This is a genomic window from Pseudoflavonifractor sp. An85 (assembly GCF_002161235.1).
Classification (GTDB): Bacteria; Bacillota; Clostridia; order Oscillospirales; family Oscillospiraceae; genus Enterenecus.
On the sequence record NZ_NFHE01000007.1, the window covers coordinates 89,779 to 101,291 of the forward strand.

Sequence of the window (11,513 nt, forward strand, 5' to 3'; positions counted from 1 at the left end):
ATCTTACCAAAATCTCGCATCCGTTACAAGGAAAAGGCCGCAGGGATTCCCTGCGGCCTTTTCCTCCATATCATCCGTGCGTTTATGAGGGTGTGCCCCGGGTGATACTCAGGCAGTAATGGATGGGCCGCTCCGGGTTTTTCGTGTCCCAAACCTGCCTTTGCTCCAAATCTCTGATATCCTCAGGTTTGCAATCTTCCACCGAACAGGTGGCACGGTAAATCTCCGGTTTCTCGTCCTCCGAAAGCCATACCTGCCACAACTCCACACAATCGGTCTGCTCCAACGCCTGTTTGATATACTCTATGATCCGTTGGGCCCGCCCCGGAGTATACTGTGGCCACTCCAACAAAACCCCATAGACTTTGTCTGTGTAGAGCATAGCTTCTTCAAAGGGAATCAGATAAAAATTGTCATCCGCCCCGCCATCTTCGATGATCCCACGGTCCAAATCAATGTGCAGCGGATAATCCTCCTGGGGTTCCACCGCCGGCAAGGGGCAGTTGGCTGCAAGCAACGTGGCAATACTCATAAATGCGCCTCCTTTCTGATCCTCGGCTCATCCTCCGATGTTCTGGATCTGTTTTCCGGTGGTCTCCTCCAGGAAGTGGCGAAACTCCTGGAGACTCCCCCCTTCCAAAGCCGTCTTATCCATGGCCAGAGCATGATGCTTTCCCATGACAAACAGAATGTACCCTTTGGTCTCCGCCAAAGCCATAATTTTATCGTACTGCCACCGGGACTCCGCCGTCTCGGTTTTCACCACATATCCATCGGGATAAAAGGTGGTGTGGGCCGATTCCGTACCGGGCAGCGCCTTGCGCTTGGCGAAATACCCGTTGATGGCGTCCTCTTTCCACTGTATCAGCAGCAACCCCACCAGAATGGCAGCGTCTATTCCCATTCTCCATGGCTCTCCCCAGGACAGGAAAAAGGCCACCAGGGTCACCCCCATCACGATCCATGCGTAGATGTGGGCCATACGGCTGGTTTTAGCCCGGACGGTTTTCCGGACAGCCCGCGCCATGGCGGTCAACGCTTTGGGGTTATAGGTGGTATGACATGTAAATTTCATAAAAGCTCTCCCCTCGTATGTGTTTCATCCCATTAAATCTGGCACTAATATATCAGATAAACCCAAATTTGGGTCAAACTTTTTCTTAATTTTTCTTTATCTTTACTGCATCCATATATCATTTCCTGTCATTTCCTTCCTTGCTCCATCTCGCAGATATCTGTATAATGGACTTCAGCTCACACAAGGAGGTGCACCATGCACGTCATCTGCTTAGGAGATTCCAACACCTATGGCTACGATCCCCGCTCCTGGCTGGGTAGTCGGTACGCCCCAGACAGCCGCTGGGTGGATATTCTGGCCCGACAGACCGGCTGGACCGTGGACAACCTGGGACAAAATGGCCGGGAGATTCCCACATCCATCCCTACCCTTCCCACGGACACGGATTTGCTGATCCTCATGCTGGGCACCAATGATCTACTCCAGGGCCGCAGCCCGGATGAGGCAGCGGCAAGGCTGGAACGCTTTCTCTCCCAGGTGCCGCTGCACCCGGAACATATGCTTCTCCTTGCTCCGCCGCCCATGGTCCTGGGGGAATGGGTGTGCAGCGCACAACTTGTGGACCATTCCCAGACTTTTGCCCGCTGTTGCCAGACTCTGGCCCAGCAACGGGGCATTCCCTTCGCCAATGCCGGGGAGTGGAACATTCCCCTGGCCTACGACGGCGTTCACTTCACCCAGCAAGGTCATCAAACCTTTGCTGCCAGACTTTTGGAGGTGCTTACACCATGAAACGAAAACTGCCCTGGCTTCTCTCCCTGTTTCTTCTGCTCACCGGATGTGCCGGTGGCTCCACAGGGGGCTCCTATCAGCAGATCTCCCAGGAGGAAGCCAAAAAGATGATGGACACCCAGGATGTCATTGTCCTGGATGTGCGGGAACAAAGCGAGTATGACAGCGGTCACATTCCCAATGCCGTTTTGCTGCCGGTGGGAACCATCGAGGAAAACACCGCCGCGGCTGTGATTCCCGAAAAGGACGCCACGGTCCTGGTCTACTGCCGCAGCGGCAACCGCAGCAAGACTGCCGCCTCTGCACTGGCCAAGTTGGGCTACACCAACATTTTTGAGTTTGGGGGCATCAACACCTGGCCCTATGAAACCGTATCATAACATTTGTATCAAAGACAAGGTGGAGTACCTGACCGGTGCTCCACCTTGTCTTTCTCGTTCAAACACCGTATAATGGCTGTGAGAGAACGAGCGAGGTGAGGTTACCACTATGGCAAGAGTATCCACAAAAGAAAACAAGAACATCTACCACAAAACCCGGGAAGCGCTGCATCTCACCCGAGAGGCGGCCAGCGAACTGCTGGAGTCCATTCCCCCTGAGCGCATTGAGCGCATCGAGAATGAACGCTGCTTCCCCCATCCGGATGAAGTTCTGGTCATGGCCAGACAGTACAAACAGCCCAGCCTGTGCAACTATTACTGTGCCAACCAGTGCCCCATCGGGCAATACTATGTCCCAGAGGTAAAAATCAAAGATCTGTCCCAAATCGTATTGGAAATGCTGGCTTCCCTCAACTCCATGAACAAGCGCAAGGATCGCCTGATTGAGATCACCGCGGACGGAGTCATCAGCGACGATGAACTGACGGATTTTATCTTTATCCAGCAGGAACTGGAGCGCATTTCCATCACTGTGGAAACCTTGCAGCTCTGGGCCGAGCAGATGTTGGCCACCGGCGCCATTGATGTCCAGCAGTATCAGGCCTGCAAGGAGCGAATGGAACAGCTCAAACCTTAACCAGGTATTTTTCGATCTTGGTGGAAATAGACCCTCGTTTTTTGCAGAATCTGTCGTGGTATCCCGTTCCTTTCCATAGTACACTGGTTTCATCTTTGGAAGTTGTGCGCTTCCAACGGAACATACTTGGAAAGAAGGATACAAACACATATGGACGACGGCATAGCACGCAACAAAACTTACCCCCTTTGGATACACTGGTCCGACCACATTCTGTCCTTTCATGAAGTGGCCGGCTTTGAGCACATCCATTTCTCCACCCAGGAGGAGCGCATGGACTATGTCTTTCAGAAAACGTCCCATGGGTTTCGTATTCAGTGAATTATCTTTCCGCCATATGCCTTCCAAGAATACCTGGAAATAGAAAATAGGTATTTTACATTTCCCAGTGCGGGTCGTACCATGGAGGCAAAGGAGGTCATACAATGAACGCTTTAGTTGCTTATTTTTCCGCCACCGGCACCACTGCCCTGGCGGCAAAGACTTTGGCCAACGCTGTGGGCGCGCCACTCTATGAAATCAAGCCAGCAGTTCCGTACTCCAGCGCTGATCTGGACTGGATGAACCAGCGCTCCCGCAGCAGTGTGGAGATGAAGGACAAACATTCCCGCCCGGCTCTGGCTGACACCACTGCCCCTGTGGCCCATTGTGACGTGATCTTTTTGGGCTTCCCCGTGTGGTGGTATGTGGCTCCCACCATCGTCAACACTTTCCTGGAAGCCTACGACTTTACCGGAAAAACCATCGTCCTCTATGCCACCTCCGGTGGAAGCGGTTTGGGTAAGTCAGCAGACGGCTTGAGTATCAGTGCCCCTGGTGCCAAAATTGTGGACGGTCGCCTGCTCAACGGCCATTTCAGTGAAGCTGAGCTGAAGGCCTGGGTAGACGGACTGCATCTGGGATGAAGCCCGCCATTTCAAACGAGCCATTCTAATATCCTCTTCCCTCGTTTTTGAAATCGGCACAAATGCCAAACCGTGTTGTTCTCTTTCCACTTCCTATCCTCTATGATTCTATTATCAGCTGCAGCACAAGAATCATATTGAGGAGAGATCATGATGAACACGGATAAAATTTATGCAGAATCCATTGCCAACGAATACGCCCCCAAGGACACATCCAAGGTTGTTGCCCTGAGAAAGCTGGATCGAAAAGCGAAAAGCAAAGCCAACATCTTTGCCTATAGCTTTGGCGTGGTGATGACCCTGGTTCTGGGCGTGGGCATGTGCCTGTCCATGCAGGTGGTTGGAGATGGCAGTCTTTTCATGATGGGAGGCGGCATCCTGCTAGGCATTCTAGGGCTGGCAGGCGTAGGTGTGAACTACCCCATCTACAAAAAGCTGCTCCAATCCGGCAAGGACAAGTATGCTTTTGAAATTATGCAGCTGGCTCGAGAGATCAGCGAATCTGCCCCATAAAAGGGAGAGGAGGGCGGCCCATGAACAGGTCAGATAGCAAGTATTTCAATACCGCCCTACGCATGGATGAGGCGCTGATTACTCTTCTGGAACAAAAGGACCTGGAGTACATCACCGTCAAAGAGGTCTGTGAAACGGCTGGTGTCAACCGTTCCACCTTCTACCTGCACTATGAGACCATTGCGGATCTGGTGAATGAGACCTTGGACACAATCAACCAGCGTTTTCTCTCCTATTTTCCCCAGCATGAAGTGGAGATTTTGGAACAGAAGGAACGAGAAAATCTGGTTTTGGTCACCCGGGAGTACTTGCTGCCCTATCTTCGCTTCATCCAAGATAACAAGAACGTCTATCGGGCAGCCTTCCGAAATCCGGGCAGTATGCAAGCCAACACCCGCTACAAGGATCTGAAACAACGCATTCTCACCCCCATTCTGGAGCGTTTCGACATCCCACTCCCCCATCATCCCTACTACATCGCCTACTATGTGGAGGGTATCATGGCCATTATCAAAGAGTGGCTGCGAAAGGACTGCGCCGACCAAGTGGAGCTGATTGCAGATATCATCGAGACGTGTGTGGGAATTGGCACGAAAGGCAGCAAAACATAACAATCAGGCCTTCTCCCCTGGTTTCTGGGACCTCCGTTTTTCGGAGGTCCCAGTTGTTTTTATGGAAAACACGCATCCCTTCATGGCATTCCCACGGCCTCTGTGCTATAATATCAAGTAACCTTTGCCCACAAGGAGGTGGCTGTTATGGCCCTGGAAAACGGAGAATGGATAATGCGTGGTCTCTCCTGGGACAATCCTTACCGCATCCGCACCTGGCAGGAGTTGGTGGATTGGGTGGATGAGGTGGGCTTTCTCCCCCTGTTTAAAAATGAGATTGACGGCTTTTCCGCCGAGGAACACACCTCCAACCTCTACTGGTGGAGCGGAAACCCAGAGCAAGACCCCTGGGAATGGCGGAAATTCATTGCCCGCAGTGGCCGGGTGGCCTATGGCAAATTTTTTGGGAAAAAGGCCGGGTTCATCTCCAAAGCATGGTTTCCCCACTTCGCCAACTGGCGGCGGGACGGCTACGATTTTGACAGCCGATGGGACGAGGAATTGGCCAGTGTACGCCAAAAGCACATCATGGACCAGTTCACTGCACAGGATGAATGGTATTCCTTTGCCCTCAAACGTCAGGCTGGATTTGGCAAGGGCGGAGACAAAAATTTTGAAGGCACCGTCACCGACCTGCAAATGTACAGCTATTTGCTTATTCGCGACTTCCGGCAGCGGCTGAACAAACAAGGTCAGCCTTACGGATGGCCCGTCTCCGTCTACACCACACCGGAGTCTCTTTGGGGCTACGAGCACATCTCCTCAGCCTACTCGGTGGCGCCTGAGCGATCCAAAGAGCTGGTGTATCAGCAAGTACAAGCCAACTTCCCCGCCGCCACACAGGCTGCACTCCATGCTGTGCTCGGCTGGGACAAATGAAAAGGAGTATCGCCATCATGATTCGAGATATTTGCAAAGATGAGGCATTTTTGTCCCAAAAAGCAGAACTCGCCACCCCCGACGACCTACAGGTGGCCACCGACCTTTTGGAAACCTTGGAGCACCACAAAGAGGGCTGTGTGGGCATGGCTGCCAACATGATTGGGGTGAACAAGCGCATCATCGCCTTTGACAATGAGGGGACATACATGGCCATGTTCAACCCGGAGATCATCAAGAAGTCCGGCCCATATGATACCGTGGAGGGCTGCCTCTCCCTCACCGGTACCCGCCCCACCAAGCGGTGGCATTCCATCAAGGTAAGATGGCAAAACGAGAAGTTCCAGGAGCGGCTGAAAACCTTCACCGGTTGGACCGCCCAAATCATCCAACACGAAATCGACCACTGTGAGGGCATCATCATATGAAAAAATGTAAAATTACGGTGATGCGCATCACCCAATACCCGGATCTCATGGCCCAGTATGAGAACCCCATCTCCCATGCCTGCGACATGGAGGTGGGACAGGTCTTTCTGGCCAACGGCTGGGAAAAACCGGATGGATTTTGCCAGAGCGCCTGGGATACCCTCTCCCCCTTTGTGCTGGCCCTGAGCCACGGGGCGGAGAATTTTTACGACGGCTGGATGAAAAACCCTAAATCCGCCATGCTCTCGTGCAACGACGGCTTCCGTCCGGTGAGTTTCCTGGTGGAGGCCCTGGACGAGGACGCAGAGTGAGGAGGAATCCGTAATGTTCAAAGACAAAGTTGCCGTGGTCACCGGCGGCGCCAAAGGCATTGGCAAGGCCATTGCCCAGGAATTTTGCAAGGCTGGGGCAAAGGTGTGTACCATCGACCTGCTCCCCAACGACTACTATGTGGGCGATTTGGCCGACCAGGCCGTTTTGGAGAACTTCGCCCGGAGCGTTCTGGCCGACCACGGACACGTGGATTATTTGGTCAACAATGCCCTGCCCCTGATGAAAGGGCTGGAGGATTGCTCCTACGAGGAGTTCAATTACGCTCTGCAGGTGGGGGTCACAGCCCCCTTTTACCTCACCAAGCTGTTTGCTCCTCACTTTGCCCCCGGTGGAGCCATTGTGAACATCTCCTCCTCCCGGGACCGAATGAGCCAGCCTCAGACGGAGAGTTACACTGCCGCCAAGGGCGGCATCTCCGCCCTGACCCACGCCCTGGCAGTGAGCCTCCGGGGAAAGGTGCGGGTGAACTCCATCTCCCCTGGCTGGATCGACACCGATTACACCGTGTATGATGGGCCAGACGCCACCCAGCACCCCGCCGGACGGGTGGGAAATCCTCTGGACATCGCCCATATGGTACTCTACCTGTGCTCGGACAAAGCAGGCTTTATCACCGGGGAAAATATCTGCATTGACGGTGGTATGACTCGCCAGATGATCTATCACAACGACTTTGGCTGGAACCTGCAAGAGTAATCCCCCTATCCGGCAGGAAAACCCAGTTGACATCTGGTGGTAGTGGTTTATAATGAACCATGTTCATATTGAGGTGATGGGATGAATACCGTAGTGACATCCAGAGAAGATATTTTGAAGGCCAGCCGGGCACTGATCCAACAGAAAGGCTGGTCGGCGGTCAGTATCCGCTCGGTGGCGGTCGCCTGCGGTGTCTCGGTTGGTTCCATTTACAACTATTTCGATTCCAAAACTGCGTTGCTGGGAGCTACGGTGGAAAGCGTCTGGTGCGAGATTTTCCACCGCCCAGAAGACGAGGCTGTGTTTCAGGACACCTTGGCCTGCATCACCTGGCTGTACGGACAGATGGAGTATGGCTGCATCCAGTATCCCGGCTTTTTCAATCTTCACTCCCTGGGTTTCATGGGGGAAGATCGCTCCGATGGGAAGCGGCGGATGCAGCAGACCTGGCAGCATATTCTGGACGGACTGTGCACCGTCCTCCATCGGGATTCCAAGATCCGGCCAGATGCCTTTACCCAGTCCTTTACGGCGGAAAAGTTTGCCGATCTTCTGTTTTCTCTGATGCTGTCCGCATTTGTGCGGCAGGATTACGACCCCACAGCGGTCCTGGAAATGGTCCACAGAACCCTCTATTAAAATTCCCGCCATGTTGCGGGAATTTTATATCCCTCAAAATGAACGTTGTTCACTTAAAAGGAGGCAGTTTATGCATGTAAAACGGAATACCCTGCTGCTCCTGGCCTGTCTGGTGTGGAGCGCGGCGGGGTTCAACATTCTTCGCATCGGCGTCATGGCCTATCCAGCCCATCTGGCCGTGGTAAATTATTTCCTGTCCCTTCTGGTGTTTGGGGTGTTTCAGTGGTTTATCTTTGGAAAACTGGTGAAAAAACACACCGCCCGCATTGGCGCGTACCAGGAAGAGCGGCACTTTTTTCTCAAGTTCTTTGACGGAAAATCCTTTGCCATTATGGCTGTGATGATGTCCGGCGGCATCGGTCTCCGGGCCAGTGGGTTGGCCCCCGAGCGTTTTATCGCCGTATTCTATACCGGTCTGGGTGCTGCGCTTTTGCTGGCCGGGCTGCTGTTTGGCCGCAACTATATCCGGGCATCTTTGGCCCGTGTCTCCAACCTTCCGTCTTAACATCCACAAAAGCCCGGAACCTGTGAGTGAACAGGCTTTTTATTTGGTCTCGTCCTGCTATCTGTTGAAAATCCGGGCGAAAGTGTCCGCTTTGGTTGGTGGATTTCTGATTGCTAGGTTGCTATACTGGATGACACAACATACAACCAGGAGGTCTATTTCATGAGTTTGGGAAGCAGTTTATTTCACGCCCGAAAAAAAAGCGGGCTTTCTCAGGAAAATGTGGCGGAAAAGCTGGGGGTCACCCGTCAGACCATCTCCAAGTGGGAGACCAATGAGACTTTGCCCGATATCCGTCAATCCAAGGGTCTGGCCATGCTCTACCATATGACCTTGGACGAACTCATCGAGTATGACTTCGATGAGCAGCAAGCCCAGCAGATGATCGACAGTGTCAGCGAGGAGGCCCAGGCCCGTATTGACTGGAACAAGGTGTGGAGTAAAAAATATCCGGTGCTGGGCACTTACCACAAGACGGTGCGCATTCAGGATTACGCCCCCCACTTGCAGGAAATGCTCACCCATCTCCAGGTGGACTATGGCTACAACCACACGGATGCTCTGCTGGTACTCAAAGATATTTTGGCTCGGGTTTGGAAAGGACAGCTGTAACCCTCTCCTCTGTTTCTCCTCGTTTTGATATAGTTTTTAGGCATAGCAAAGTATTCCATATTGGTATTTGTTATCCAATATGGCTGGTGCTACAATAGTTCCAAACAGGATCATATCCGGGGCTATTCTGCCATACACAAGGAGGACCATACCATGCATTCCAGATATCAAGGATATTCTTTCCCCATGCGTGACGAAGTCACCAGGGAGAAGGTACACTTCCACAACCGCTACGGCATCCAACTGGCCGGCGACCTCTACCTGCCCAAAGGCGTGAACACCCCTCTGGCCGCTGTGGCCGTGGCCGGTCCTTTTGGCGCCGTCAAAGAACAGTGCGCCGGACTTTACGCCGAGGAGCTGGCCAGCCGAGGATTTGCCGCTTTAGCCTTTGATCCCTCCTTCATCGGAGAGAGCGGCGGCGAGGTGCGCAACGTGGCCTCTCCCGACATCAACACCGAGGACTTTTCTGCTGCGGTGGATTTCCTCTCCACCCTAGAGTTGGTAGACCCGGAACGCATCGGTATTTTGGGCATCTGCGGTTTTGGCGGCATGGCCCTCAATGCGGCCGCCATGGACACCCGCATCAAAGCCACCGTTACCTCCACCATGTACGACATGACCCGCGTCACCGCTTGCGGGTATTTTGACTCCGCCGACAGCGCCGAGGCTCGGTATGAGGCGAAAAAGTCTTTGAATGCCCAGCGGACCCAGGATTACAAAGCTGGCACTTATGCACGGGCCGGCGGCGTGGTGGACCCTCTGCCCGAAGACGCCCCCTTCTTTGTCAAGGACTACTACGACTACTACAAGACCCAGCGGGGGTATACCGAGCGGTCTCTCAACTCCAACGATGGTTGGAATGTGACCTCCTCCCTGTCCTTCCTCAACATGCCCATTCTGCGATACAGCAATGAGATTCGCAGCGCTGTGCTGATGATTCACGGGGAAAAGGCCCACTCCTGCTACTTCAGCCGGGATGCCTTTGCCCAAATGGTTCAGGGCAATCCGGATACAGACAACAAGGAGCTTCTTATCATCCCCGGCGCGGTTCACACTGACTTGTATGATCGGAAGGACATCATTCCCTTTGACAAGATTCAGCAGTTCTTCCAGACCCATCTAAACCACGCATAAGTGGGGGAATGCCTATGGTACGATGGTTTTTCGTCCTTCTTTCCTTGTTCACCCTCTCTGCTTGTGGGGCAAATCAGGTCCCTGCCGCATCCGTCTCATCTCAGCCGGAAGGGGCGCCATCCTCCAACCACCCCCAGACCAGTGAGGAGGAACCCACGTTGAAGATCACGGTGGGAGATTATGAGTTTCTGGCCACCTTTGAGGACAACTCCTCTGCCCGGGAATTTCAGGCACTTCTGGCTCAGGGTCCGGTGACCGTCTCCATGGAGGACTACGGCGGCTTTGAAAAGGTAGGTGCGCTGGGTACCACTCTGACGCGAAACGATACACACATCACCACCCAGCCCGGTGACGTGATCTTATACCAGGGCAACCAGATCACCATCTACTATGGAACCAACACCTGGAGTTTTACCCGGCTGGCCCGGATTGACGATCCCACAGATTTAAAACAAAAACTGGGAAACGGCAGTGTTTTCGTAACCTTTTCTCTGGAATAGGAGGTAATTTGTTATGGCAGTGAAACAAACAGCAGGCCGAGATGCTTTGGGCGAATTTGCACCCAAGTTTGCGCAGCTCAACGACGATGTCTTGTTCGGTGAGGTCTGGAATCGGGAAGACAAGCTCTCCCTCCGAGACCGCTCTCTGGTCACCGTGGTGGCTCTTATGGCGCAGGGATTGGTGGACAGCTCCTTCCAGTATCATCTGACCACCGCCAAAAACAACGGCATCACCCGGCAGGAGATTTCCGAAATCCTGACCCACGCCGCTTTTTACGCCGGGTGGCCCAAGGCCTGGGCCGCCTTTCGTATGGCCACAGAAGTTTGGAGTGAGAACGCCGAAGCGGACGACAAGGCCAAACACCAGAACCAAATGGTCTTCCCCATTGGGGCGCCCAACGACGGCTTTGCCCAGTACTTTGTGGGACAGAGCTACTTGCACCCCCTCTCTACCAGTCAGGTGGGGGTGTACAACGTAACCTTTGAACCCGGTTGCCGCAACAACTGGCACATCCACCATGCCAAGCAAGGCGGCGGTCAGATTCTCATCTGTCTGGCCGGTCAGGGCTGGTACCAGGAGTGGGGCAAAGAGGCGCAGGCCCTCCACCCCGGGGATGTGGTGAACATCCCCCCCGAGGTCAAGCACTGTCACGGTGCCGCCCAAGATCACTGGTTCTCCCACTTGGCTGTGGAAGTACCCGGCGAGGATTGTTCCAATGAGTGGTTGGAGGCGGTCTCCCAGGCCGAATATGAGAAACTGAACGGCTAATGGCAAAACACCCTTGAAATCGTTGATTTCAAGGGTGTTTCTCTTGGTTAGCTTTAGCGTAACGACAACCCCCAGCTATGCTGGGGAGAGTAAAAAAGATTATATAGTGAAAAAACCTTCTGGTAAAATTGAGGTTGCGGTCGGCCAACTGCAACAACAAAG

At 53.5% G+C, this 11,513-nt stretch carries 19 protein-coding genes; 17 read left to right on the forward strand and 2 right to left on the reverse strand.

Going from position 1 to position 11,513, the window contains the following annotated elements; all coding sequences use genetic code 11:
* Positions 1 to 82: 82 nt before the first annotated feature.
* Together B5G37_RS05375 and B5G37_RS05380 are read right to left on the reverse strand one after the other, a co-directional pair.
* Positions 83 to 532, reverse strand: coding sequence for a hypothetical protein (locus B5G37_RS05375; RefSeq protein ID WP_087255046.1), 450 nt, complete (start codon positions 530 to 532; stop codon positions 83 to 85).
* A 27-nt stretch (positions 533 to 559) separates the two neighbouring features.
* Positions 560 to 1,075 carry a YcxB family protein gene (locus B5G37_RS05380; RefSeq protein ID WP_087255049.1) on the reverse strand — a complete coding sequence of 172 codons (516 nt, stop codon included), beginning with the start codon at positions 1,073 to 1,075 and terminating at the stop codon, positions 560 to 562.
* A 198-nt stretch (positions 1,076 to 1,273) separates the two neighbouring features.
* Here B5G37_RS05380 and B5G37_RS05385 point away from each other — a divergent pair, with 198 nt between their 5' ends.
* From B5G37_RS05385 to B5G37_RS05460, 17 genes are all read left to right on the forward strand, one after another.
* Positions 1,274 to 1,810, forward strand: a complete 537-nt coding sequence (locus B5G37_RS05385) for a GDSL-type esterase/lipase family protein (protein ID WP_087255052.1) — start codon at positions 1,274 to 1,276, stop codon at positions 1,808 to 1,810.
* A complete protein-coding gene (locus tag B5G37_RS05390) occupies positions 1,807 to 2,190 on the forward strand; it encodes a rhodanese-like domain-containing protein (protein ID WP_087255056.1) in 384 nt (127 codons plus the stop codon). The genes B5G37_RS05385 and B5G37_RS05390 overlap by 4 nt, the downstream gene beginning before the upstream one ends.
* Before the next feature lie 109 nt (positions 2,191 to 2,299).
* Positions 2,300 to 2,827, forward strand: coding sequence for an XRE family transcriptional regulator (locus tag B5G37_RS05395; RefSeq protein WP_087255059.1), 528 nt, complete (start codon positions 2,300 to 2,302; stop codon positions 2,825 to 2,827).
* 150 nt (positions 2,828 to 2,977) lie between these two features.
* Positions 2,978 to 3,148, forward strand: coding sequence for a hypothetical protein (locus B5G37_RS15175; RefSeq protein ID WP_158099353.1), 171 nt, complete (start codon positions 2,978 to 2,980; stop codon positions 3,146 to 3,148).
* A gap of 104 nt (positions 3,149 to 3,252) precedes the next feature.
* Positions 3,253 to 3,732, forward strand: coding sequence for a flavodoxin (locus B5G37_RS05400; RefSeq protein ID WP_087255062.1), 480 nt, complete (start codon positions 3,253 to 3,255; stop codon positions 3,730 to 3,732).
* 153 nt (positions 3,733 to 3,885) lie between these two features.
* Positions 3,886 to 4,245 carry a dihydropteridine reductase gene (locus B5G37_RS05405; protein ID WP_087255065.1) on the forward strand — a complete coding sequence of 120 codons (360 nt, stop codon included), beginning with the start codon at positions 3,886 to 3,888 and terminating at the stop codon, positions 4,243 to 4,245.
* Positions 4,246 to 4,265: 20 nt separating this feature from the next.
* Positions 4,266 to 4,856 (forward strand): TetR/AcrR family transcriptional regulator, encoded by a 591-nt coding sequence (locus tag B5G37_RS05410; protein ID WP_087255068.1) that lies wholly within the window; start codon positions 4,266 to 4,268, stop codon positions 4,854 to 4,856.
* A 147-nt stretch (positions 4,857 to 5,003) separates the two neighbouring features.
* The gene (locus B5G37_RS05415) at positions 5,004 to 5,735 is read left to right on the forward strand and encodes a hypothetical protein (protein WP_087255071.1); all 732 of its coding nucleotides are present in this window, start codon (positions 5,004 to 5,006) and stop codon (positions 5,733 to 5,735) included.
* 17 nt (positions 5,736 to 5,752) lie between these two features.
* Positions 5,753 to 6,163, forward strand: a complete 411-nt coding sequence (locus tag B5G37_RS05420) for a peptide deformylase (protein ID WP_087255074.1) — start codon at positions 5,753 to 5,755, stop codon at positions 6,161 to 6,163.
* Positions 6,160 to 6,474: a TIGR04076 family protein gene (locus B5G37_RS05425; RefSeq protein ID WP_087255077.1), complete on the forward strand. Its 315-nt coding sequence runs from the start codon at positions 6,160 to 6,162 to the stop codon at positions 6,472 to 6,474. The genes B5G37_RS05420 and B5G37_RS05425 overlap by 4 nt, the downstream gene beginning before the upstream one ends.
* A 13-nt stretch (positions 6,475 to 6,487) precedes the next feature.
* Positions 6,488 to 7,192, forward strand: a complete 705-nt coding sequence (locus B5G37_RS05430) for an SDR family oxidoreductase (protein WP_087255080.1) — start codon at positions 6,488 to 6,490, stop codon at positions 7,190 to 7,192.
* Positions 7,193 to 7,273: 81 nt separating this feature from the next.
* A complete protein-coding gene (locus tag B5G37_RS05435) occupies positions 7,274 to 7,831 on the forward strand; it encodes a TetR/AcrR family transcriptional regulator (RefSeq protein WP_087255083.1) in 558 nt (185 codons plus the stop codon).
* Positions 7,832 to 7,901: 70 nt separating this feature from the next.
* Complete coding sequence (locus tag B5G37_RS05440) at positions 7,902 to 8,336, forward strand: hypothetical protein (protein ID WP_087255086.1); 435 nt, start codon at positions 7,902 to 7,904, stop codon at positions 8,334 to 8,336.
* 162 nt (positions 8,337 to 8,498) lie between these two features.
* Positions 8,499 to 8,948 carry a helix-turn-helix transcriptional regulator gene (locus B5G37_RS05445; protein ID WP_087255089.1) on the forward strand — a complete coding sequence of 150 codons (450 nt, stop codon included), beginning with the start codon at positions 8,499 to 8,501 and terminating at the stop codon, positions 8,946 to 8,948.
* Between the two features lie 153 nt (positions 8,949 to 9,101).
* The gene (locus B5G37_RS05450; protein ID WP_087255093.1) at positions 9,102 to 10,082 is read left to right on the forward strand and encodes an alpha/beta hydrolase; all 981 of its coding nucleotides are present in this window, start codon (positions 9,102 to 9,104) and stop codon (positions 10,080 to 10,082) included.
* A 14-nt stretch (positions 10,083 to 10,096) separates the two neighbouring features.
* Entirely contained in the window at positions 10,097 to 10,582 is a 486-nt protein-coding gene (locus B5G37_RS05455) for a cyclophilin-like fold protein (RefSeq protein WP_242962768.1), read from the forward strand.
* Positions 10,583 to 10,595: 13 nt separating this feature from the next.
* Positions 10,596 to 11,351, forward strand: coding sequence for a carboxymuconolactone decarboxylase family protein (locus B5G37_RS05460; RefSeq protein ID WP_087255096.1), 756 nt, complete (start codon positions 10,596 to 10,598; stop codon positions 11,349 to 11,351).
* Positions 11,352 to 11,513: the final 162 nt, after the last annotated feature.